We start from the raw sequence: 21520 nt of genomic DNA, 5'->3' as shown, positions 1-21520 counted from the left end.
GTTCTGCAATGCCGATCAAGGGCAGATGGTCGCTCCCGGAGATCGGCCAACCACCATTTCCCCTTGATCGGCGATCCGCTGCGCCTACGGCAGCCCGCACAGCGACCGGAGGCCCCACCGGGACCCCCACGATGCGCGCCGGGCCTACCGGAGGCGGACGAAGCGGATCGCCAGGGCGCTGCCCAGCGCCGTCCACGCCAGCAGCACGAGTACCACACCGGCGGACGGTGGCGCGCCGGTGGCGAGGGTGTCGCGGAGGCCCTCGGCCAGCGCGCCGGAGGGCAGGGCCGCGGCCACCGCGGCGAGCGGGCCGGGCAGCCGGCCCACCGGGATCACGATGCCGCCCGCGAACAGCAGCACGAACCACACGAGGTTGGCCACGGCGAGGGTGATCTCGGCGCGCAGCGACCCGCCGAGCAGCATGCCGAGCGCGGCGAACGCGGCGCAGCCCAGCAGCACGAGCGGCACCGCCCAGCCGACGCCTGCGGGTTCGGGCCGCCAGCCCAGCACGGCGGCGATGGCGCCGAGCACGACGACCTGCACGGCGACGACCCCCAGCACGGCGGCGAGCCGCCCGGCCACGAGCAGCCAGCGGGGCAGTGCGGTTGCCGCGAGCCTGCGGACCACGCCGTAGCGGCGGTCGAACCCGAGGGCGATCGCCTGCCCGGTGAACGCGGTGGACATCACGGCGAGCGCGAGCACCCCCGGCGCGACGGTGGCGACCCGCGGCTCCGGCAGCGGCACCACGGTGAGCAGGGTGAGACCCACCAGCAGCACGATCGGGACCAGCACCGTGAGCAGCACCTGCTCGCCGTGGCGCAGCGCGAGCCGCAGCTCGGTGGCCGACTGGGCGGCGAGCATCCGCAGGGGCGAGCCGGGGCCGGGCCGGGGTGTGAAGGTACCGGCGGGGAAGTCGGGCGAGGTCACGACCGCAGCTCCCGCCCGGTGAGCTCCAGGAACACGTCCTCGAGGCTGCGGCGGGCGACCTGGACGTCGTCGGCGAGGGCGCCGTTGGCGGCGCACCACGACGTGATCGTGGAGAGCACCGCGGGATCGATGCGGCCCTGCACCACGTAGCGTCCGGCGACCGGCTCGTCCGCGCAGTACCCGGCGGGGAGCGCCGCGGCGAGCCCGGCGACGTCCATGCCGGGCCGGGCGCGGAAGCGCAGCTCCTGCTGGCCGCCGGTGGCGGTGAGCGCGGTGGGGGAGCCCTGGGCCACGACCCGACCGCCGTCGACGATCACGACGTGGTCGGCCAGCGCCTCCGCCTCCTCCATCAGGTGCGTGGTGAGCAGCACGGAGACGCCGTCGCGGCGCAGCGCGCGGATCAGGTCCCAGACGAGCCTGCGGCCCTGCGGGTCCATCCCGGCGGTGGGCTCGTCGAGGAACACCAGCTCGGGCCGGCCGACGATGGCGCACGCGAGCGCGAGCCGCTGCTGCTGGCCGCCGGACAGCCGCTTGTAGGGGGTGCGCGCGCAGCCGTCGAGGCCGAGCACGGAGGCGAGCCAGCCGACGTCGAGCGGGTGGGCGGAGCAGGCGGCGACCAGCCGCAGCATCTCGGCGGCGTGCACGCCCGGGTACGCCCCGCCGCCCTGCGGCATGACCCCGACGCGGGCGCGGAGTGCGTCCGGGGCGCCGGTGGGGTCGACGCCGAGGACCCGCACCTCGCCCGCGTCGGCGCGCAGGAAGCCCTCACAGACCTCCACGGTGGTGGTCTTGCCTGCGCCGTTGGGTCCGAGCAGCGCGAGGACGGACCCGGTGCGCAGCTCGAGGTCGAGCCGGTCGACCGCGGTGGTGCGGCCGTAGCGCTTCACGAGGCCGCGAATCGAGACGGCGGGCGCCGGGGACGGCGCCTCGTCGGGCGGCCCGCTCCTCGACCGGGCGGTACTCACGGTGGTCGAGCTTAAGGCGACGGGTCTAGACACGGGTCTCGGGCACGGGGACGGGGGTGCGGCCGGGCAGCACATCGATGTCGAAGCCGCTCTGGCCGGCGAGGTGGCGGCGCAGCACGAGCAGGAAGACCAGCAGGATCCCGAGCCCCGCGATGATCGACAGTGGCAGCTGGAACGCGCGGAACTGGAAGTCGGCCCCGGTGGGGGGCACGAGGAGCGCGAGGACGGCCGATGCGGCGAGCGCGGCGCGGCGGTAGCGGGGCAGGCCGCGGGTCGCGGCGAGCGGGATGGCGGCCCACAGCAGGTACCAGGGGTGCACGACGGGGCCGAGCAGCACCACCGCGCCGAGTCCGGTGCCCATGCCGGTGATGGGTTCGACGCGGCCCCGCAGCACGGCGAGGAGCAGCATCACGACGAGCACGGCCGACGCGGCCAGCCCGATGTTGCGGGACACGGCCAGCACGGCGTCGGTGTGGTCGCCGAGCCTCGCGAGGATGCCGAGCTGGCCGCCGACCATGCCGAGGTCGGTGGTGACCGACATCCAGCTCCGGATGAGCTGCGGGATGTCGAGGGTCTTCAACCACCCGATCCCGACGCCGGTGCCCACGGACATCGGGACGTAGCAGGCCAGTGCGAGCAGGGTGAACAGCCCGGCGACCGGGGCGACGTTCGTGATCCGCCCGCCCCGGCGGCGGGCCCACTCCATGCCGAGGAAGCCAAGGGCGAGGATGGCGGGCAGCTTGATCGCCGAGGCGGCGATGATGAGCAGCGCGCCTGCCAGCAGGTTGCGGTCGAGCAGCCGCTCGCCGGTGCGCAGCCCGACCTCGAACCCGGCGAGCATGAGGCCGACCATGAGCGCCTCGTTGTGGATGCCGCTCACGAGGTGGAACAGGACGAGGGGGTTGGCGGCGCCGAGCCACATCGCGAGGCCGGTGTCGAGCCCGCACCGGCGGGCGAGCTTCGGCAGCGCCCACAGGATCAGGCCGAGGCCGGCGAGCGCGAGCAGCCGGTACTCGAAGATGCCGAGCACGACGTCGTTGCCGGACAGGGCCGTGATGCCGCGGCCCAGTATCAGGAAGAGCGGGCCGTAGGGGGCGGGCGTGTCGCGCCAGATCGTGGGGATGCTGCGGGTGAGCGGGTCGTCGACGCCGAGCGCCTCGGCGGGCCCGAGCACGTACGGGTCGAGCCCGCGGGCGAGGGTGGCGCTCTGCGCGAGGTAGCTGTAGACGTCGCGGGAGAAGAGCGGCGGGGCCAGCGCGAGCGGCACGGCCCACATCACGGCGGTGCGGGCGAGCTGCGCCGGGGTGGGCGCGGGGGCCACGGCGCCGCGGGAGCGCAGCATCTTGCCGACCCACAGCCACGCGAGCACGAGCAGGCAGATGCCGGTGTAGGTGACGGCGATGGCGATGGTGGTGTTGCGGCTCGGCAGGCCGAGCAGCCGCAGCCCGAACAGCGGGTTGGGCACCGGGAGGGCGCCTGCGCCGAGCCCGCCCACCGCCATGAGGAGGGTGCCGGTGAGCCCCACGAGCCGGGCCCTCCGGCTGGGGTCGCGCACGGGCCGCGGCACGGGTGTGGCCGCGGTCTCTGCGGCGTCGAGCTCCCGGGCGACCATGGGATGCAGCGTATCCAGTGCCGCACGCCGGGAGGTCACCCGTGTCCGGTCGGCCGGTCGCCCCCACCCGGACGTGAGCGTGCTCACCTCCGGCCGGGGCGGTTTTGCCCCCGCGCGGGATATACGCAAGACTGGTGTTGTGAAAAGCGCCCGGCCAGCCGTGCCGGTCGACGCCCGCCCGCAAGAGGGCGCGTCGACCGGTGAGGGCGGCACGCGCGAGGCGGTGGCCCGGCTGCTCATGGAGCAGGGCCCGATCACCGCGGCCGCGGTCGCCGCCGAGCTGGAGCTGTCCGCTGCGGCCGTCCGGCGCCACCTCGACGCGTTGCTGGCCGACGGGGAGGCCGAGGCGAGGGAGGCGCCCCGGCGGGGTCCCCGCGGGCGGGGCCGCCCGGCCAGGGAGTACCTGCTCACCGACGCGGGCCGGGCCCGCTTCGGGCACGGCTACGACGAGCTGGCGGTGGCCGCGCTGCAGTACCTCGCGGAGCACGGCGGCGAGTCGGCGGTGCGCGGGTTCGCCCGCAGCCGGGTGGACGCGCTGCTCGCCGCGGGGGCGCAGCAGGTCGCGGCGGCGCACCGGCCGGACGAGCGGGCCGAGGCGCTCGCCGCGCTCCTCACCGCCCACGGCTACGCGGCGCAGGCGCGCGAGTCGCGCAGCGGCGTGCAGCTGTGCCAGCACCACTGCCCGGTGGCGCACGTCGCGGCGGCGTTCCCCGAGCTGTGCGAGGCCGAGACCCAGGCGTTCGCGGCCCTGCTCGGCACGCACGTGCAGCGGCTCGCCACGATCGCGCGCGGCGACTCCGCGTGCACGACGCACGTCCCGTTGGACGCTCCCGACATCCAGCGGTCGCACGAACCCACCACCACCGTCCCCGCAGGGAGGCAGTCCGAATGACCACCACTCCTGAGGCACTCACCCAGGAGGAGACGCTCGCGACGCTCGGCCGCTACGACTTCGGCTGGGCCGATCCCGACGTCGCAGGCGCCTCCGCCCGCCGTGGGCTGTCGGCGGACGTCGTCGCCGACATCTCCCGGATGAAGGACGAGCCGAAGTGGATGCTCGACTTCCGGCTCAAGGCGCTCGACCTGTTCGAGCGCAAGCCGATGCCGCGCTGGGGCGCCGACCTGTCGGACATCGACTTCGACAACATCAAGTACTTCGTGCGGTCCACGGAGAAGCAGGCCACCTCGTGGGAGGAGCTGCCCGAGGACATCAAGAACACCTACGACAAGCTGGGCATCCCGGAGGCGGAGAAGGCCCGGCTGGTCGCGGGCGTCGCGGCGCAGTACGAGTCCGAGGTCGTCTACCACCAGATCCGCGAGGACCTGGAGGCCCAGGGCGTCATCTTCCTGGACACCGACACCGGTCTGCGTGAGCACCCGGAGCTGTTCAAGGAGTACTTCGGCTCGGTCATCCCGGCCGGTGACAACAAGTTCTCCGCGCTCAACTCGGCGGTGTGGTCGGGCGGGTCGTTCATCTACGTGCCGCCGGGCGTGCACGTCGACATCCCGCTGCAGGCCTACTTCCGGATCAACACCGAGAACATGGGCCAGTTCGAGCGCACGCTGATCATCGTCGACGAGGGTGCCTACGTGCACTACGTCGAGGGCTGCACCGCGCCGATCTACAAGACCGACTCGCTGCACTCTGCGGTCGTCGAGATCATCGTGAAGAAGGGCGGCCGCTGCCGCTACACGACCATCCAGAACTGGTCGAACAACGTCTACAACCTGGTGACCAAGCGGGCGAAGGCCGAAGAGGGCGCCACCATGGAGTGGGTCGACGGCAACCTGGGCTCCAAGGTCACCATGAAGTACCCGGCCGTGTGGCTGATGGGCGAGCACGCCAAGGGCGAGGTCCTGTCCATCGCGTTCGCCGGCGAGGGCCAGCACCAGGACGCAGGCGCGAAGATGGTGCACCTGGCGCCGTACACGTCCTCGACGATCATCTCGAAGTCGGTGGCGCGCGGCGGCGGCCGCACCTCCTACCGCGGCCTCGTGCAGGTCAACCCGCGCGCGCACCACTCGCGGTCCACGGTGAAGTGCGACGCGCTGCTGGTGGACACGATCAGCAGGTCGGACACCTACCCGTACAACGACATCCGCAACGACGACGTGTCGATGGGCCACGAGGCCACGGTCTCCAAGGTGAGCGACGACCAGCTCTTCTACCTGATGAGCCGCGGACTCACCGAGGACGAGGCCATGGCCATGGTCGTGCGCGGGTTCGTCGAGCCCATCGCGCGCGAGCTGCCCATGGAGTACGCGCTGGAGCTGAACCGGCTGATCGAGCTGCAGATGGAGGGCGCTGTCGGATGACCGCTCCGGAAGTTGCCGGCCTCGCCCCCGAGCTGAAGGGCGCGAAGAAGGGCCAGGGCGAGTCACCGATCGCGTCGGCGAGCGAGCGCTTCACGTCCTACGACGTCGAGGCGTTCGAGGTACCCGGCGGGCGCGAGGAGAACTGGCGGTTCACGCCGCTGCGGCGGCTGCGCGGCCTGCACGACGGCACGGCGTCGCTGGACACGGCCACCAAGGTCGACGTGTCGGGTGCGGACGGCGTCACCGTCGAGACCGTCGGCCGGGACGACCCGCGGCTCGGCGAGGGCGGTGTCCCCGCCGACCGCGTTGCCGCAGCCGCGTGGTCGGCGTTCGGCGAGGCCACGATCGTCACCGTCGACGGCACGCCGGGCCCGATCACGATCCGGGTCACCGGGCCGGGCGAGGGGCGCACCGCCACGGGGCACCTGCAGCTGCGCACGACCCGGCACGCCGAGGCCACGGTCGTGGTCGAGCACCGGGGGTCGGGCACGGTCGCCGACAACCTCGAGGTCGTGCTCGCCGACGGCTCGCGCCTGGAGCTCGTGGTCACGGAGGAGTGGGCCGACGACGCCGTGCACGTGGGCGCGCGCCACTACTCGGTGGGCCGCGACGCCACCCTGCGCTCCACCTCGGTGTCGCTCGGCGGCGACCTGATGCGCGTCAGCGAGACGGTCGGTTACGCCGGCCCCGGTGGTGACGCCGAGCTGCGCGGGCTGGGCTACGCCGACGCCGGGCAGCACCTGGAGCAGCGCCTGCTCGTCGACCACTCGGTGCCGCACTGCCGCTCCGACGTGATGTACAAGAACGCGCTGCAGGGCGACGGGGCGCACACCGTCTGGATCGGTGACGTCGTGATCCGGGCCGCGGCCGAGGCCACCGAGACGTTCGAGTTCAACCGCAACCTCGTGCTCACCGAGCGCGCCCGCGCCGACTCCGTGCCCAACCTGGAGATCGAGACCGGCGAGATCACCGGTGCCGGCCACGCCAGCGCCACCGGCCGGTTCGACGACGAGCAGCTGTTCTACCTGCAGAGCCGCGGCATCCCCGAGGACGTCGCGCGCCGCCTCGTCGTCCGCGGCTTCTTCGGCGAGATCCTGTCCAAGATCACCCTGCCCGAGCTGCGCGAGCGCCTCGAAGCGGCCGTCGAGGCCGAGCTCGCAGTGACCGGCGTCTGAACCCACCACACGGAGCATCCACAGAACATGTCCACCCTGGAGATCAAGGACCTGCGCGTCTCGGTCGCGACCGACGACGGCGCCAAGGAGATCCTGAAGGGCGTCGACCTCACGGTCCGCACCGGCGAGACGCACGCGATCATGGGCCCCAACGGGTCCGGCAAGTCCACCCTCGCCTACGCGGTCGCGGGCCACCCGAAGTACCAGATCACCGGCGGCAGCGTCACGCTCGACGGTGAGGACCTCCTTTCGCGCACCGTCGACGAGCGCGCCCGTGCGGGCCTCTTCCTCGCCATGCAGTACCCGGTCGAGGTGCCCGGCGTGTCGATGGCCAACTTCCTGCGGTCGGCGGCCACCGCGGTCCGCGGCGAGGCGCCGAAGCTGCGCACCTGGGTCAAGGAGGTCAAGGGCGCGATGAGCGACCTCGACATCGACCCGGACTTCGCCGAGCGCTCGGTCAACGAGGGCTTCTCCGGCGGCGAGAAGAAGCGCCACGAGGTGCTGCAGCTCGCGCTGCTCAAGCCGAAGTTCGCCATCCTCGACGAGACCGACTCCGGCCTCGACGTCGACGCGCTGCGCGTCGTGTCCGAGGGCGTCAACCGCTACCGCGAGGGCGCCGACACCGGGGTGCTGCTGATCACCCACTACACCCGGATCCTGCAGCACATCCGCCCCGACGCGGTGCACGTGTTCGCCGGCGGGCGGGTCGTCGAGTCCGGCGGCCCCGAGCTCGCCGACGAGCTGGAGCGCAGCGGGTACGTGCGGTTCACGGGCGGGAAGGCCGAGGCGGCGGTCTGATGACCGCGCTCGAGGTTCCCGAACTCACGGGCCTGGACATCGAGAAGATCCGCGCGGACTTCCCGATCCTCACCCGCACCGTGCGCAACGGGCTGCCCCTGGTCTACCTCGACTCGGGGGCCACCTCCCAGCGGCCGCGCCAGGTGCTCGACGCCGAACGGGAGTTCGTCGAGCAGCACAACGCGGCCGTGCACCGCGGCGCGCACCTGCTCGCCGAGGAGGCCACCGACGCCTACGAGTCGGCCAGGGCCCGGATCGCCACCTTCATCGGCGCCGACCCGGGCGAGGTGGTGTACACGAAGAACGCCACCGAGGCGATCAACCTCGTCGCCTACGCGATGGGCAACTCGTCGGTGCGCACCGGCCTCGGCCCGGAGTCGAAGCGGTTCGCGCTCGGCCCCGGTGACGAGATCGTGATCACCGAGCTCGAGCACCACGCCAACCTGGTGCCCTGGCAGGAGCTCGCCCGCCGCACCGGCGCCACGCTGCGCTGGTACGCGGTGGACGACGGGGGCAGGCTCGACCTCGACTCGATCGAGCTGTCCGAGCGCACGAAGCTGGTGGCGTTCGCCCACCAGTCCAACGTGCTCGGCACGGTGCTGCCGGTGGCGGAGCTGGTGAACAGGGCGCGTGCCGTCGGGGCGCTCACCCTGCTCGACGCGTGCCAGTCCGTGCCGCACATGCCCGTGCACCTGGCGCACCTCGGCGTCGACTTCGCGGCGTTCTCCGGGCACAAGATGCTCGGCCCGTCCGGCGTCGGCGTGCTGTACGGCCGTGCGGAGCTACTGGCCGCGATGCCGCCGTTCCTCACGGGCGGGTCGATGATCGAGCTGGTGCGGATGGAGGGATCCACCTACGCGCCGCCCCCGCAGCGGTTCGAGGCCGGCGTGCCGATGACCTCGCAGGCGATCGGCCTGGGCGCCGCGGTGGACTACCTGTCCGGCATCGGCATGGACCGCGTGCACGCCCACGAGCTGGAGCTCGCCCGCGCCGCGCTCGACGGCCTGGCCGAGGTGCCCGGCGTGCGGATCATCGGTCCGCGCACGCTGGAACAGCGGGGCGGCACCGTGGCGTTCGTGGTGGACGGGGTGCACGCCCACGACGTCGGGCAGGTGCTCGACGACCGCGGGGTCGCCGTTCGGGTGGGACACCACTGCGCATGGCCGTTGCACCGCCGGTTCGGCGTGGCGGCCACCGTCCGGGCATCGTTCGCGGTGTACAACACCCCGGAGGAGGTCGGCGCGTTGATCGAGGGCGTGCGCGCGGCCCGCGAGTTCTTCGGGGTGAGCTGAGCAGACATGCAGCTGGAGCAGATGTACCAGGAGATCATCCTGGACCACTACCGGTCGCCGCACGGCGCAGGCCTGCGCGAGCCGTTCGACGCCGAGTCGTTCCAGATCAACCCGACCTGCGGCGACGAGATCACGCTGCGGGTCAAGCTGGACGGCGAGAAGATCACCGACGTCTCGTACGAGACGCTCGGCTGCTCGATCAGCCAGGCCTCGGCCTCGGTGCTCACCGACCTCGTGGTCGGCCGGTCGGTCGAGGAGTCCCGCGAGGTGCTCACCGCGTTCCAGGAGATGGCGCAGGGCCGCGGTCAGGTCGAGCCCGACGAGGACGTGCTGGGTGACGGCGTCGCGTTCGCCGGGGTGGCCCGCTACCCGGCGCGCGTCAAGTGCGCACTGCTCGGGTGGATGGCGTTCAAGGACGCCGTCGCCCGTGCCGAGAACGGTGCCGGGAATGGCACGGCGGGTACCGTCGAGGCCGAGGAGGCAACCACATGACCGAGCACATGACCGAGCACAAGACCGACACCGAAGAGGTCGTGCGCGGTGCTGCCGGTATGCCCGAGCCGCCCGCGCCCGCCGGCGGGGTCTCGATCGACGACCTCGAGGAGGCCATGCGCGACGTGGTCGACCCCGAGCTCGGCATCAACGTCGTCGACCTCGGCCTCGTGTACGGCATCCAGGCCGAGAACGGCGTCGCCACCATCGACATGACGCTCACGTCGGCGGCCTGCCCGCTCACCGACGTCATCGAGGAGCAGGCCAGAGGGGCGCTGGTCGGGCCCGGCCTGGTGGACGACCTGAAGATCAACTGGGTCTGGATGCCCCCATGGGGCCCCGACAAGATCACCGACGAGGGCCGCGAACAGCTCCGAGCCCTGGGCTTCCGCGTCTGACGACCTCACGGCCCGGTGAGGGCCAGGTCGGCCGCGGCACGGGCGTGGGTGCGGGCCGTCGCGATCAGGGGCACCTCGGCCTCGGTGAGCGCCAGCTCCAGCTCGGTGCACGCCAGCGCCACCGCGTCGGCGCCGTTCGCGGCGAGCGAATCGGCGGTTGCCCGCAGGGTGGCCTGGGACTCCGGTCGCACCTCGCCCACGGTCAGCTCACCGAAGATGATCTCCTCGAGCCGGGCGCGGGCCGGTGCGCCGGGCACCACCACGTCGACGCCTTGGCGGGCGAGCCGCTCGGCGTAGAAGCCGTCCTCCAGCACCGGGCGGGTGCCGAGCAGGCCGATCCGCCGCGCGCCCAGCCGGGTCGCCTCGTGGCCGACCGCGTCCGCGATGTGCAGGAACGGAGCCGGGACCGCATCCTCGATGGCGCCCGCCGCCTTGTGCATGAGGTTCGTCGCGAGCACGACCAGCTCGGCGCCCGCGCCGACGAGCCCGGCGGCGCTCGCCGCCATGATCTTCCCCGCCCGCTCCCAGTCGCCGTCGATCTGGCACTGCCGGATCTCGTCGAAGTCGAGCGAGTGCACCAGCAGGTCGGCGCTGTGGTGCCCGCCCAGCCGCTCCTGCACCCGCTCGTTGATCACCCGGTAGTACTCGGCCGTCGAGTACCAGCTCATCCCGCCGATGACACCGATCCGCTTCATGCGACCCATCGTGCGGCCGGCCGGGAGCCATAGGAAGTCGTGTTCTCCTTGCAGGATCCATCGCGGATACTTATGGCCATGGATCCGAGGCGGCTGCTCACCTTCCGCGCGGTCGTGCGCGCGGGCTCGATCAGCGCAGGCGCCCGCGAGCTGGGCTGGACGCAGCCCGCGGTGAGCCAGCAGCTCGCCGGGCTGGAGCGCGAGGCGCGCACCCCGCTCCTGGTCCGCGGGCCGACCGGGGTCGTCCCGACGGAGGCGGGGGCGGCGCTGCTCCGGCACGCGGACGCCGTCGACGCGGCGCTGCGTTCCGCGCGGGAGGAGCTCGACGAGCTGGCGGGGCTGGGCCGGGGGACCGTCCGGATGGCGGCGTTCCCATCCGCCGGGGCCGTCGTCGTGCCGGCGGTCGCCGCGCGGCTGGCCGAACGCGCGCCCGGCGTGCAGCTGCGGATGGAGGAGGCCGAGCCGCCCGAGGCCGCCGCGCTCGTGCGATCCAACGCGGTGCACCTCGCGCTGGCCTTCCGCTACCCGGGGCAGGGGGCCGAACCCGATCTGACGTGGCGGCCGCTCGGCGCGGACCCGGTGCGGATCGTGCTCCCCGCCGCGCACCCGCGCGTCGACGGCCTCGCCGCGCTGCGCGACGAGTCATGGGTGGCCGGGTGCGAGCGCTGCCGCGCCAACCTCGTCTCCGCGTGCGAGACGGCCGGCTTCACCCCGGACGTCCGGCACGTCACCGACGACTACGTCGCGGTGCAGGCGCTCGTCGCCCGGGGCGTCGCGGTGTCGGTGCTGCCGGAGATGGCGCTGCGCGCCGCCGCCGTGGCAGGCGTGCGCGCCGACCCCGATCCCGCGCTCGCTCCGCGGACCGTGGGGGTGCTCCACCGCCCGGGGGTCGAGCGGGTGCCTGCGGTCGCTGCGGTGCTGGCCGTTCTCGGGTCTATGACCGACCTTCAGCGCTGATTCTCGCTCCGCAAGCGCCGCTCAGCCCTTGACCGCACCCCCGAACGCGAAGGCGCCGCCGAGGCGGCGCGAGAGCACGAGGTAGAGCAGCAGTGCCGGCAGCGAGTAGATCAACGAGTACGCGGCGAGCTGCCCGTAGATGACCGAGCCGTACTGGCTGAAGAACGTGAAGATGCTGACCGAGGCGGGCAGGTTCTCGTTCGAGAGCAGCAGCACGAAGGGGATGAAGAAGTTCCCCCACAGGTTGATGAAGGTGTAGATCGCCACCACCGACAGCCCCGGCCACATCAGCGGCATCACGATCGTGCGCAGCGCCTGCATCGGGGAGGCGCCGTCGGTCCATGCGGCCTCCTCCAGCTCGATCGGCACGGCGTCCATGAAGTTCTTCGTGAGCCAGATGGAGATCGGCAGCGCCGTCGTCGCCATGAACAGGATCGTGCCGGTGTAGGTGTCGATGAGGTTGAGCTGCACGAACAGGCCGTAGACCGGCACCATGATCGCGGTGATCGGCAGCCCGGTCGTGAAGAGCACGGTGAGCATGAAGGGCCGCTTGAACCGCGACTGGTACCGCGAGAGCGGGTAGGCGGCCAGCACCGAGGCCACCAGGGTGACGAGCGTGGCGCCCCCGCACAGGATGAACCCGTTGAGCATCGGCCGGTAGGTGGTGTCCTCGTCGAGGACGGCGCGGAAGTTCCCCAGCGACCAGGGTTGCGGCCAGGACACGGAGAGCCCTGCCGACTCGTTGAACGCTCCGAGCACCAGCCACAGCATCGGCACCACGAAGCAGGCCCCGATCAGCGCCAGCACGAGGTTGACGGCGGCCTTGCCGGCGAGCCGTGCCGGGCGCATGCCGCCGCGGCGCCGCCCGCCGTGCGGTGGCCCGGACGGGGAGGGGGCCGGGTGCGTGGGGACGGTTGTCTCGGTGGTCACGAGATGGCCTCCCCCAGTCGGAGCGCGCGCAGGTAGACGAGCGAGAAGATCCCGCCGATGAGCAGCAGCACCAGCGCCAGTGCCGTGCCGTAGCCGAGCTGGGAGAACTGGAAGGCCTGCTGGTAGGCGAAGATCGGCAGCGTCGTGCTCTGGTTGTTCGGCCCACCCCGGGTCATGGTCCAGATCAGGCCGAAGATCGACAGCGTCTGGAGCGTGATGAGCATGAGGTTGGTCGCGATCGAGCGGCGCACCATGGGCAGCGTGACGAGGAACAGCCGCCGCCACGTGCCCGCCCCGTCGACGGTGGCGGCCTCCTCGATCTCCCTCGGCACCTCGGACAGGGCCGCCGCGTAGACGAGCATCGAGAACGCCGTGCCGCGCCAGATGTTGGCGATCGACACCGCCAGGATCGGCGTGCTGAAGAGCCAGTTCTGCTCCGGCACGTGCAGCCAGCCGAGTATGGCGTTGAACGACCCCTCCTGGCCGAGGAAGGCGTACCAGAGGTAGCCGGCGACCACCTCGGGCAGGACCCACGCGCCGATCACGATCGCGCTGACGACCGTGCGCACCACCCGGTGCCCGGCGCGCATGAGCAGCGCGAGCGTCATCCCCAGCACGTTCTGGCCGATGATCGCCGACACCAGGGTGAAGACCACGGTGAGGAGCACGGCCAGGTGGAAGTCGGCGCTCCCGAAGGCCTGCCGGAAGTTGTCCAGGCCGACGAAGTCGGCGCCGGACGCGCCGGTCAGCGCCATGTCGGTGAACGCCGACCAGATGCAGTACGCCACCGGCCCGGCGAGGAACACCACGAGCAGGACGACCGCCGGTGCCAGCGGCATGCCGCGCAGGAGGGCCGCCGGCGCCGGGGCGCGGCGCTGCCCCGGGCCGGCCGTGGCCGTGCTCATGAGCCGGGCGCCGCGACCACCGCGTCGCCGGCGAGGGACCGCACCTGGTCGTCGTAGTTCCGGGCCGCGGCCGCGGCGTCCCCGCCGGTGATCACGGACTCCGTGGCGACCTGGATCTCGTTGGAGACCCGGGGGTAGAGCGAGTACGCCGGCCGGTAGCTCGTGGTCGGCACGAGCGAGGAGAAGAAGTCGTTCGACGGGTTGGCCCCGGTGTAGGACGGGTCGTCCGCGACGTCCTTGCGGACCGGGATCTGCACGTTCTCGATCGCCCACTCCAGCTGGTTCTCGCGGTTCGACACCAGCTTGATGAACTCCCACGCCATGTCGGGGTTGTCGGCGTTCTGCGGGATGGCCCACGTCCAGCCGCCGGACATGCTGACCTTGCCGGGGGCCTGGCCCTCCTGCGTCGGCATGGCGGTCCACCCCATCACCGAGCTCCACTGGGGCCACGGGTGCGGGCCGGTCTCCAGCCAGTCCTGCGAGATCCACGAGCCTTCCATGCTGATCGCGATCTGGCCCTCGGGGATCAGCTGCTCTGTGGTGGTGTTGGTCCAGTTCGGGTCCAGCGCCTGCTGCGGGGTCGGCCCGAGCCCCTCGGAGTAGACGGTCCGGAGGAACTGCAGCGCGTCGCCGAAGCCCTTGCTGCCCACCACCCACTTCTGCTGGGCCTGGTCGTAGAGCGTGTCGCCGGTGCCGTAGAGCAGCATCTCGAAGCCCTGCATCGACGCCGCCTCGCCCACGCCCTTGCCGGCGTAGACGTTGAACGGGATGACGCCGGGCACCGCGGCCTTGATCGTCCGGGCCGCGCTGAGCAGGTCGTCCCACGTCTTCGGCTGCCAGTCGGCGGGCAGGCCGGCCCGGGCGAAGATCTCCTTGTTGAACCAGACGCCCCGGGTGTCGGTGCCGTCTGGCACCCCGTAGGTCTTCCCGTCGAGGGCCCGGCCCGCGCCCTTGGCCGTGTCCTCGAACTGGCTCCACTCCGGCCACTGCGCCAGCCGGTCGTCCAGCGGGCGCAGGTAGCCGGCCTCGATGTCCGAGTTGATCAGGAAGGTGTCCTCGTAGACCGCGTCCGGCGAGGTGCGCGGCGTGCGCATCTGCAGCTGCAGCTTGGTGAAGTACTCGTTCTCCGACGCCTGGATGGGCTGCAGGTCGATCGTGACGCCGGGGTGGGCCTGCTCGAACTGGGCCTTGACCTCGGTGAGGTAGTTCTCCTGCACCCGGGTGCCGCCGAACTGCCGGTAGGAGACGGTCACCGTGGAGTCGCCGCCGCCGTCACCGCCCCCGCAGGCGGTGAGGGTCACGGCCATGAGGCCGGCCGCGGCGAACGCACCCGCCCTTCGCCATCTCTGCCCTGCACTCGTAGCCAGCACTGAAGCTACCTCCGTCTTCCCGCCATTGGTGACGTCCGGGCGTCATCGCCGTGCATCCGGGGACTGCTCGCCGAGCCGGCGCTTCCATCGGTTGGAGGAGGAACCTAGATTCAACGCTTTAATGCGTCAATACTGTCCGTCGCTGTTGGGGTCGTTATCGTCACCGGCGACGAGGAGGACGTGCGAGGGATGGCACCTGGGACGAGCGGTCCGCCTTCGGGCGTCGCGTTGTTCGCGTGGGTCAAGCAGGAGCTGCTGGACTCCATCGGACGCGGCGAGTTCTCCCCCGACGAGCCGTTCATCACCCAGCGGGAGATCGTCGAACGCTTCGGGGTGTCGACGACCACCGCCATCCGGGCGCTGAACGAGCTGGTCGCGGACGGGGTCGTCGTCCGCCGCCGCGGGCGGGGCACCTTCGTCGCGCAGCGACCCGCGGCGCGCGGGCCGGCGGCGCCGGGGCCGTCGCGGGTGGCCTACGTCAGCCCGGACCGGCGGGCCGGCATGCACGACTCCGAGCTGCTCGCGGCGCTCTCGGTCGAGGCCGCCGCCCTGGGGTACGAGCTGACGGTCGCGCACACGCGGAGCGCGTCGCACGAGGCGGAGGTCCTGCGCACGGTGTCGGCAGGCGGTGCGCGGGCGGTGGTGTTCTTCGCGCACGACCGGTCGGGCGCCGCCGGGGTGATCGAGGAGCTGCGGCGGGAGGGGCTGGTCGTGGTCCTCGTCGACCGGTACCTCCCCGGCCTCCCCACCGACGCGGTGCTCTTCGACGACTTCGCGGTGGGCCACGACGTCACCGTCGCGATGCTCGACCGGGGGCACCGCTCCACGGGCGTGCTGTGGAGCGAGATCGACGTGACGAGCGTGCGGGACCGGCTCGCGGGCCACCGCCGGGCGTTGCGCGAGCGCGGGCTGGCCGAGCTTCCGGAACGGTCGGCCCTGCGGCCGTTCGCGTACCTCGAGGCCCCGGCCCGGCAGCGCAGGCTGCGCGCACTGCTGGAGTCGGACGACCCGCCCACCGCGCTCCTGTTCGGCAACGCCCCCACGCTCGCGGTGGCCGTGTCGGACCTGCTGGCCATGGACGTCGACCTCCCGGGCTCGATGGAGCTGGCGAGCATGGACCAGTCCGTCCCGGAGGTCGTCTCCCCGCTGTCGGTCGTGTCGGCCCGGCTGCCGACCCGGGAGCTGGGCAGGCAGGCGGCCCGGCTGGTGGACGAGCGCCTGCGCGGCGCGGGCGGGCCGGCCCGGCACGTGGTGCTGTGCGCCGAGGTCCAGGTCGCCGCGCCCGGACGGAACACCCTCGTGGTCAGCGGGTCGGACGACGCGGGCCACCGGGTGCGCGCGTCATCCGGCACCGGCGGCGCGACCGAGGCGTCCGGCCAGCGCGCGTAGGTGCTCGCGCAGCTCCGGCGGCTCGTGCACCTCGAACTCGCAGCCGAGCCGCAGCAGCGCGAACGCCAGCCACTCGAGGGTGTCGGTGTGGCTGCGCAGGCGGCAGCTGCCCGCGTCGATCGGCTCCAGGTCGGCGGACCCGTCCCCGATGCGGCCGCGCACCTGCTCGACCGGGGCGTGCAGCGTGGCCACCGCGGTGTGGACGGCGACGCCCGAGTACAGCGCGTCGGTGACGTACGCGGCGGCGTCGGGCGCGGGCAGCTCCCGGACCGTCGCCCGCGCGCCGGTCGGCTGTGGGGCGTCGACGCGGTCGACCCGGAAGATCCGCCAGTCGTCGCGGTCGAGGTCGTAGGCGACGAGGTACCAGCGCCGGCCTGCGGGGACGAGGCGGTGCGGCTCCACGTGCCGCCCCGACCCGGTGCCGTCGGCCGCGGTGTAGCGCAGCCGCACCCGCTCGCGGTTCGTGATCGCGGCTGCGAGCGCGGTGAGGTGCGCGGGGTCGACGGGGGAGGCGTAGGCGTCCGGCGCGGGCAGGGTGGCGGCGCCGAGCGCGCTCACCCGGTAGCGCAGCCGCGACGGCAGCACCTGCTCCAGCTTGGCGAGCGCGCGGACGGCGGCCTCGTCGATGCCGGTGACGGCCTGCCCGGCCGCCGTCCGGAGCCCGACGGCGATGGCGACCGCCTCCTCGTCGTCGAGCAGCAGCGGCGGCATGGCGGTACCCGCGACGAGGCGGTAGCCGCCGAGCGCGCCCATCGTCGCCTCGACCGGGTATCCGAGGTCGCGCAGCCGGTCGACGTCGCGCCGCACCGTCCGCAGGCTCACCCCGAGCCTGCGGGCGAGCTCGCTGCCCGGCCACTCCCGGGGCGTCTGCAGCAGGGACAGCAGCGTGAGGAGGCGGGCCGGGGTGTCGGTCACGGGGAGAAGAATGCCAGCGAAGTGTGCCAGCAACTGGCCTACACGGCGCGCCGCAGTTCGTGGCGGCGATGGAGTACATGCAGAGCGGCGAGCTGGTCGTTCCCGATCGGTAGCCGCCGATCGGTGGTCGCCGTTCAGGCCGCGCGTTCCAGCAACCACGGGTGGAGATGGCGGTACCCGCGCACGGCGACCGACCGCAGTGGCCGCAGCGTGAAGCGGGGGTCGCCGGTCAGGGCGTCGGCCAGCCCGCGGTCGGCGAGCACGCTGCCGGGGCGGGCGTGGGAGGTCAGCCGCGCGGCGATGTTGACGACCTCGCCGTAGACGTCGCCGTAGCGCACCAGCACCGGGCCCGCGGCCAGTCCGATGCGCAGCTCGGGGAGGGCGGGCTCGGCCCGCACGCGGTCCTGCAGGGCGAGCGCGATGCCCGCGCCGTCGGCGGCGTCGTCGGCGACGAACATCACCTCGTCCCCGACCGTCTTGACGATCCGCCCGTGCCCGTCCGCGATCACCTCGGTGGTGGTGGAGCCGAAGCGTTCGATCATCTCGGAGAGCTCAGCGGTGGAGCGGCGGCGGGTGGTGCGCGTGAACCCGACCATGTCGGCGAACCCGACGACGAGCGGCCAGGTGCCGGGCCCCTGCCCGGCGCCACCGGCCGTCACGACCATCCGCCGGACGGCCGCCGCGAGGTGCCGCCGCCAGACGTAGGTCTGCAGCTCCTCCAGCACGGGCAGGACGGCGGCCGCGATCTCCCGGGACCCGCGCGGCGTGACGTCGCCGCCCTGCCCCTCGATCACCCGGATGAGCATCCCGACCTGCCACTCCGCGAGCCGCGACAGCGACTGCGCCATCGACCGCGCCACCGCCTCGCGCACGTCGGGGTCGAGCACGCCGGCCTCGGTGAGGTGGGTCATCAGGCGCACGGCCTCGAGGTCGCGCTCGGTGAAGAGCACCTCGTCGTCGCCCGCCTCCGCGAACCCGAGCGCCCGCCACAGGCGCCTCCCGGTCTCGAGGTCGAGCCCGGCGGCCTCGGTGACCTGCTGCCGCGTGTAGCGGCGCGGCGCGCCGAGGATGAGCTCCTCGAGGGCGTCCTCCGGTGCGGGATCGGTCACGTCACGTCGTGTGGACGATCAGCACGTCGATGCCGGCGCGGCGCGCCACGTCCGACGGCACCGAGCCGAGCAGCCGCCCGCTGAGCGTGTTGAGGCCCCGGTTGCCGACGACGAGCAGGTCGGCGCCCGTGTCGCGCACCGCCTTGCGCAGCACGTCCACGGGCGGGCCGTCGGCGGCGAGCGTCCGGATCGAGCGCGCGCCTGCCGCGGCGGCGCGCTCCTCGGCGGCGCGCAGGGTCTCCTCGGCAGGCGTCCAGCCGACCACGAGGTAGGCCTCGTCCTTCAGTGCGTCCTCCGCCTCGGCCGTGTCCTCCCGGGACGGGGGCGTGAAGGCGCAGACGATGACGAGCTGGGCGTCGCTGTCGGCGGCGACGGCGGCGGCGCGGTCGACGGCGTTGAACGACGTGGCGGAGCCGTCGGTACCGACGACGATCGTGCGGTAGGCGGGCATGGGGGAGCCTCCGGCATCGGGGAACGGGCCTCAGGTTACCGCCGGTAGTGAGGGACGCGTGCAGACCGCCATGCCCCGGTCGGGGGAAGCAGGGCGGGGCCGATCAGCCGGGCGCGCATGCGCCAGCCGGAACGGCCGTACAGGGCGCGCATGGTGGCGGCGGTGCCCCGCACGTCGGCGCGGCCCACCAGGTAGCACCAGCGGTGGCGCGGCGGCAGCGCGAAGAACGTCTCGAAGAAGGCAGGCACCTCGGCGGGCGGCATCCGCAGCAGCGCCTCGAGGCCGATCCGCCGGAACCGGTGCACGGCCCGCGCCCCGGGCGGCCAGACGACGGCGCGCGCGGCTGCGAGTGCAGCGGCGGGCCCGGCCGTCAGGCGCGTGGCGATCGCGTCGGCGACGGCCGGTGCGAGCCGCAGCGACGTGGCCACGGAGAACCCGCTCGCCGGGTGTACGAGCGGGGCCGCGGCGCCGAAGGCGAGCACGCCGGGGGCGCGGTGACGGGGGGTGTCGACCGGGAACCGGACGGACTCGGTGGCGGCGCCGGCGGGCACGACGACGCCGCGCCGGGCGAGCCGGGCGTGCAGCCGCCCGCGCAGCGCCGGGAGCGGCAGGCCGGGCCTGCGGGCGAGCGAGGTCTCCTCCAGCAGCACGGCGCCGCCGCCGAGCGGGACGCCGTACAGGAAGGTGGGCCAGCCGTCCTCACCGTGGTCCGGGCGCCAGTCCATGAACAGGGCCTCGCCGGGCGCCACCAATGGCGCGGCCGCGTCCTCGTCGACGACGACGCCCGCGGCCGTCTGCTCGGCGGCGGGCCTGCGCAGGCGCGGTCCGGCGTGCAGGGGCCTGCGGTGCCCGCCCGCGTCGACGACGACCTCGGCCCGCAGCTCCCCGCCGTCGGCCAGCCGGACGGCGCCGGACGCGAACCCGGCCGCGCGACCCCGGCGGACCTGCGCGTCGTGCCGGGCCAGCTCGCCGTCCAGGTGGGCGCGCAGGGCGGGGACGTCCAGCACCGCGTACTCCCAGCCCGTGCGGTGCTCGGAGAGCGCAACCGCTCGCCCCGCGGCCCGGGCCGCGATCACCGACGGCGGGAGTCCGGGCGGCAGCTCGTCGGCCCAGCAGCCGTAGGTGGCCCGCCACGGGGCTTCCGGTGCCGGGTCGACCAGCACCGTCCGCAGCCCGCGTCCGGCGGTGGCCGCGGCCAGCGCCCGGCCGGCCGGCCCGCCGCCGACGACGAGCACGTCCGGGTCGCGGTCCACCCCCGCATCCTGCCGGGTCCGGGGCCGCCCATCCGGCGCAGGTGGATAGCCTGCGGTCCGTGGCGGATCACTCGCGCGCGGCGCGGCGCTCGGGGGTGGGGGAGACCGGGGCAGGCCTGGCCGCCAGCCCGTTCCGGGTCGACCGGGACCGGATCGCGGCGTCGCCGTACTTCGCGCGCCTCGCCGGCGTGACGCAGGTGGTGAGCCCGACCGGTGGCGGGCTGCTGCTGCACAACCGGCTCACGCACAGCCTGCAGGTGGCGCAGGTGGCGCGGGCCATCGCGGAGCGGCTGACCACCGACACCGGACCGCTGCTCGACTCGCTCGGCGGCCTCGACCCGGACGTCGTCGAGGCCGCCGCACTGGCCCACGACCTGGGCCACCCGCCGTTCGGGCACCTCGGCGAGCAGGTACTGGACCGCGTGGGCCGTGAACGGCTGGGCCTGCCGGACGGCTTCGAGGGCAACGCGCAGAGCTTCCGGGTGGTCACGACGATCGACCTGCACGGCCCGGGCGGCGCCGGGCTCGACCTCACCGCGGCGGTGCGGGCGGCCGTGCTCAAGTACCCGTGGGCGCGCCGCGGCCACCCGGACCCGCACCCGAGCGCCGCCCCGACCCCGCCGCGCGGCGCAGGCCCGCTGCCGGGCGCCGCGGACGCGGGCTCGGCGAAGTTCTCCTGCTACCTCACCGAGCTCGACGACCTGGTCGACAGCCGGGATGCCGTCGCGGGGGCGGTCGGGCCCTGGCAGCAGACGGTCGAGGCCGCGGTGATGGACACCGCCGATGACGTCGCCTACGCGATCCACGACCTCGAGGACTTCCACCGGGTGGGCGTGCTCGCCCAGCCGGGCGTCGCCGCCGAGCTGGGCGGCTGGCTGCGCGACCGCGGAGGGCTGGCCGCCGCCGACCCGTCGGCGCTCGGGGCGCTGCGCCCGGGCGCCGACCTGGAGCGGCTGCGCAGGCGGCTGCACGCCAAGGACGCCTGGGCGTTCGACGACGACGCGTTCGCCGCCGCCGTCGCGGTGGTGCGCGAGGAGCTCGTGGACGGTCTGCTGGCCGTGCCGTTCGACGGGTCGATGGCCGCGGAGCGGGCCGTCGCGGAGTTCTCGGCGCGGTGGACGGCCCGCCTCGTCGCCGGTGTGCGGGTGCTGCCCGACCCGCCCGTGCGCGCCGCCCCCGTCACGCTCGCGACGGCGCCGTGGCACGAGGTGGCGGTGCTCAAGTTCGTGCACCACCGGTTCGTGCTGCAGCGGGCCGACCTCGCGTCCCACCAGCGGGGCCAGGCGACGGTGCTCACCGGCCTGGTCGGCGCACTGGCCGACTGGCTCACCGGTGACGACGAGGTCCGCCTCCCACCTCGCCTGCACGACCTCGTGGCGCTGGCCCACGACGAGTACCGCGGGCTAGCCGCGGACGGCCGGCTGGGTCCGGACCCGGATGTCGATGCGCTCGCGTGCGGGCGGGCGGTGGTCGACTACGTCGCCTCGCTCACCGACGGGCAGGCCGGCGCGCTGCTCGACGTGCTCACCGGCCGCTCGGCGAGGCTGTGGGTCGACGCCGTGGCCCTCTGA

The 21520-nt window shown here is 73.6% G+C and carries 21 protein-coding genes; 10 read left to right on the top strand and 11 right to left on the bottom strand.

What is annotated here, in order from left to right; translation table 11 throughout:
- Nucleotides 1-144: 144 nt before the first annotated feature.
- The 3 genes from ABEA81_RS10430 to mptB all read right to left on the bottom strand — a co-directional run bounded on the left by ABEA81_RS10430 (nt 145) and on the right by mptB (nt 3504).
- Nucleotides 145-861 (bottom strand): ABC transporter permease, encoded by a 717-nt coding sequence (locus tag ABEA81_RS10430; protein ID WP_345604768.1) that lies wholly within the window; start codon nt 859-861, stop codon nt 145-147.
- A 62-nt stretch (nt 862-923) separates the two neighbouring features.
- On the bottom strand, nt 924-1892 hold the full coding sequence (locus tag ABEA81_RS10425) for an ABC transporter ATP-binding protein (protein WP_345604718.1): 969 nt from the start codon (nt 1890-1892) through the stop codon (nt 924-926).
- A 25-nt stretch (nt 1893-1917) separates the two neighbouring features.
- Nucleotides 1918-3504: a polyprenol phosphomannose-dependent alpha 1,6 mannosyltransferase MptB gene (gene mptB, locus ABEA81_RS10420; protein ID WP_345604717.1), complete on the bottom strand. Its 1587-nt coding sequence runs from the start codon at nt 3502-3504 to the stop codon at nt 1918-1920.
- A gap of 139 nt (nt 3505-3643) precedes the next feature.
- Here mptB and ABEA81_RS10415 point away from each other — a divergent pair, with 139 nt between their 5' ends.
- The 7 genes from ABEA81_RS10415 to ABEA81_RS10385 are packed head-to-tail and all read left to right on the top strand — an operon-like array spanning nt 3644 to nt 9975.
- On the top strand, nt 3644-4396 hold the full coding sequence (locus ABEA81_RS10415; RefSeq protein WP_425570496.1) for a helix-turn-helix transcriptional regulator: 753 nt from the start codon (nt 3644-3646) through the stop codon (nt 4394-4396).
- Nucleotides 4393-5820 (top strand): Fe-S cluster assembly protein SufB, encoded by a 1428-nt coding sequence (sufB, locus tag ABEA81_RS10410; protein WP_345604716.1) that lies wholly within the window; start codon nt 4393-4395, stop codon nt 5818-5820. The genes ABEA81_RS10415 and sufB overlap by 4 nt, the downstream gene beginning before the upstream one ends.
- Nucleotides 5817-6995 (top strand): Fe-S cluster assembly protein SufD, encoded by a 1179-nt coding sequence (gene sufD / locus ABEA81_RS10405; protein ID WP_345604715.1) that lies wholly within the window; start codon nt 5817-5819, stop codon nt 6993-6995. The genes sufB and sufD overlap by 4 nt, the downstream gene beginning before the upstream one ends.
- A gap of 27 nt (nt 6996-7022) precedes the next feature.
- Complete coding sequence (gene sufC, locus ABEA81_RS10400; RefSeq protein ID WP_345604713.1) at nt 7023-7793, top strand: Fe-S cluster assembly ATPase SufC; 771 nt, start codon at nt 7023-7025, stop codon at nt 7791-7793.
- Nucleotides 7793-9085 (top strand): cysteine desulfurase, encoded by a 1293-nt coding sequence (locus ABEA81_RS10395; protein ID WP_345604712.1) that lies wholly within the window; start codon nt 7793-7795, stop codon nt 9083-9085. The genes sufC and ABEA81_RS10395 overlap by 1 nt, the downstream gene beginning before the upstream one ends.
- A 6-nt stretch (nt 9086-9091) precedes the next feature.
- The gene (gene sufU, locus ABEA81_RS10390; protein ID WP_345604710.1) at nt 9092-9577 is read left to right on the top strand and encodes a Fe-S cluster assembly sulfur transfer protein SufU; all 486 of its coding nucleotides are present in this window, start codon (nt 9092-9094) and stop codon (nt 9575-9577) included.
- Nucleotides 9574-9975 (top strand): metal-sulfur cluster assembly factor, encoded by a 402-nt coding sequence (locus tag ABEA81_RS10385; protein WP_345604708.1) that lies wholly within the window; start codon nt 9574-9576, stop codon nt 9973-9975. The genes sufU and ABEA81_RS10385 overlap by 4 nt, the downstream gene beginning before the upstream one ends.
- Before the next feature lie 5 nt (nt 9976-9980).
- Here ABEA81_RS10385 and ABEA81_RS10380 read toward each other — a convergent pair whose 3' ends face one another.
- Complete coding sequence (locus tag ABEA81_RS10380; protein WP_345604706.1) at nt 9981-10670, bottom strand: aspartate/glutamate racemase family protein; 690 nt, start codon at nt 10668-10670, stop codon at nt 9981-9983.
- A gap of 78 nt (nt 10671-10748) precedes the next feature.
- Here ABEA81_RS10380 and ABEA81_RS10375 point away from each other — a divergent pair, with 78 nt between their 5' ends.
- Nucleotides 10749-11627 carry a LysR family transcriptional regulator gene (locus ABEA81_RS10375; RefSeq protein ID WP_345604704.1) on the top strand — a complete coding sequence of 293 codons (879 nt, stop codon included), beginning with the start codon at nt 10749-10751 and terminating at the stop codon, nt 11625-11627.
- A 21-nt stretch (nt 11628-11648) separates the two neighbouring features.
- On the opposite strand, the gene ABEA81_RS10370 is transcribed toward ABEA81_RS10375, so the two are convergent.
- Genes ABEA81_RS10370 through ABEA81_RS10360 form a run of 3 tightly spaced genes read right to left on the bottom strand, consistent with a single transcriptional unit; the run spans nt 11649 to nt 14763 of the window.
- Complete coding sequence (locus tag ABEA81_RS10370; RefSeq protein WP_345604702.1) at nt 11649-12557, bottom strand: carbohydrate ABC transporter permease; 909 nt, start codon at nt 12555-12557, stop codon at nt 11649-11651.
- Nucleotides 12554-13462: a carbohydrate ABC transporter permease gene (locus ABEA81_RS10365; RefSeq protein ID WP_345604700.1), complete on the bottom strand. Its 909-nt coding sequence runs from the start codon at nt 13460-13462 to the stop codon at nt 12554-12556. Before ABEA81_RS10365 ends, ABEA81_RS10370 begins: the two co-directional genes overlap by 4 nt.
- Nucleotides 13459-14763: an extracellular solute-binding protein gene (locus tag ABEA81_RS10360; protein WP_345604698.1), complete on the bottom strand. Its 1305-nt coding sequence runs from the start codon at nt 14761-14763 to the stop codon at nt 13459-13461. The genes ABEA81_RS10365 and ABEA81_RS10360 overlap by 4 nt, the downstream gene beginning before the upstream one ends.
- A 258-nt stretch (nt 14764-15021) precedes the next feature.
- Here ABEA81_RS10360 and ABEA81_RS10355 point away from each other — a divergent pair, with 258 nt between their 5' ends.
- A complete protein-coding gene (locus tag ABEA81_RS10355) occupies nt 15022-16221 on the top strand; it encodes a substrate-binding domain-containing protein (protein ID WP_345604696.1) in 1200 nt (399 codons plus the stop codon).
- On the opposite strand, the gene ABEA81_RS10350 is transcribed toward ABEA81_RS10355, so the two are convergent.
- The 4 genes from ABEA81_RS10350 to ABEA81_RS10335 form a co-directional block, all read right to left on the bottom strand.
- On the bottom strand, nt 16174-17136 hold the full coding sequence (locus ABEA81_RS10350; protein ID WP_345604694.1) for a helix-turn-helix transcriptional regulator: 963 nt from the start codon (nt 17134-17136) through the stop codon (nt 16174-16176). The genes ABEA81_RS10355 and ABEA81_RS10350 overlap by 48 nt on opposite strands.
- 134 nt (nt 17137-17270) lie before the next feature.
- Nucleotides 17271-18245, bottom strand: coding sequence for an adenylate/guanylate cyclase domain-containing protein (locus ABEA81_RS10345; RefSeq protein WP_345604692.1), 975 nt, complete (start codon nt 18243-18245; stop codon nt 17271-17273).
- A 1-nt stretch (nt 18246) separates the two neighbouring features.
- Nucleotides 18247-18696, bottom strand: a complete 450-nt coding sequence (locus tag ABEA81_RS10340; RefSeq protein WP_345604690.1) for a universal stress protein — start codon at nt 18694-18696, stop codon at nt 18247-18249.
- 35 nt (nt 18697-18731) lie between these two features.
- The gene (locus ABEA81_RS10335; protein ID WP_345604689.1) at nt 18732-19949 is read right to left on the bottom strand and encodes a lycopene cyclase family protein; all 1218 of its coding nucleotides are present in this window, start codon (nt 19947-19949) and stop codon (nt 18732-18734) included.
- Between the two features lie 59 nt (nt 19950-20008).
- Here ABEA81_RS10335 and ABEA81_RS10330 point away from each other — a divergent pair, with 59 nt between their 5' ends.
- On the top strand, nt 20009-21520 hold the full coding sequence (locus tag ABEA81_RS10330; protein WP_345604688.1) for a deoxyguanosinetriphosphate triphosphohydrolase family protein: 1512 nt from the start codon (nt 20009-20011) through the stop codon (nt 21518-21520).

Origin of the sequence: Pseudonocardia adelaidensis, from assembly GCF_039543345.1 — a bacterium.
GTDB lineage: Bacteria > Actinomycetota > Actinomycetes > Mycobacteriales > Pseudonocardiaceae > Pseudonocardia > Pseudonocardia adelaidensis.
The sequence above is the reverse complement of the archived record's forward strand: the minus strand, read 5'-3'. Positions and strand labels throughout refer to the sequence as shown.

What these genes read in the sequence shown, in the direction of transcription:
- ABEA81_RS10430 (WP_345604768.1), bottom strand. Translation starts at nt 861, where the DNA reads ATGCTCGCCGCCCAGTCGGCCACCGAGCTGCGGCTCGCGCTGCGCCAC.
- mptB (WP_345604717.1), bottom strand. Translation starts at nt 3,504, where the DNA reads ATGGTCGCCCGGGAGCTCGACGCCGCAGAGACCGCGGCCACACCCGTG.
- sufB (WP_345604716.1), top strand. Translation starts at nt 4,393, where the DNA reads ATGACCACCACTCCTGAGGCACTCACCCAGGAGGAGACGCTCGCGACG.
- sufD (WP_345604715.1), top strand. Translation starts at nt 5,817, where the DNA reads ATGACCGCTCCGGAAGTTGCCGGCCTCGCCCCCGAGCTGAAGGGCGCG.
- sufC (WP_345604713.1), top strand. Translation starts at nt 7,023, where the DNA reads ATGTCCACCCTGGAGATCAAGGACCTGCGCGTCTCGGTCGCGACCGAC.
- ABEA81_RS10395 (WP_345604712.1), top strand. Translation starts at nt 7,793, where the DNA reads ATGACCGCGCTCGAGGTTCCCGAACTCACGGGCCTGGACATCGAGAAG.
- sufU (WP_345604710.1), top strand. Translation starts at nt 9,092, where the DNA reads ATGCAGCTGGAGCAGATGTACCAGGAGATCATCCTGGACCACTACCGG.
- ABEA81_RS10385 (WP_345604708.1), top strand. Translation starts at nt 9,574, where the DNA reads ATGACCGAGCACATGACCGAGCACAAGACCGACACCGAAGAGGTCGTG.
- ABEA81_RS10380 (WP_345604706.1), bottom strand. Translation starts at nt 10,670, where the DNA reads ATGAAGCGGATCGGTGTCATCGGCGGGATGAGCTGGTACTCGACGGCC.
- ABEA81_RS10375 (WP_345604704.1), top strand. Translation starts at nt 10,749, where the DNA reads ATGGATCCGAGGCGGCTGCTCACCTTCCGCGCGGTCGTGCGCGCGGGC.
- ABEA81_RS10365 (WP_345604700.1), bottom strand. Translation starts at nt 13,462, where the DNA reads ATGAGCACGGCCACGGCCGGCCCGGGGCAGCGCCGCGCCCCGGCGCCG.
- ABEA81_RS10355 (WP_345604696.1), top strand. Translation starts at nt 15,022, where the DNA reads ATGGCACCTGGGACGAGCGGTCCGCCTTCGGGCGTCGCGTTGTTCGCG.
- ABEA81_RS10340 (WP_345604690.1), bottom strand. Translation starts at nt 18,696, where the DNA reads ATGCCCGCCTACCGCACGATCGTCGTCGGTACCGACGGCTCCGCCACG.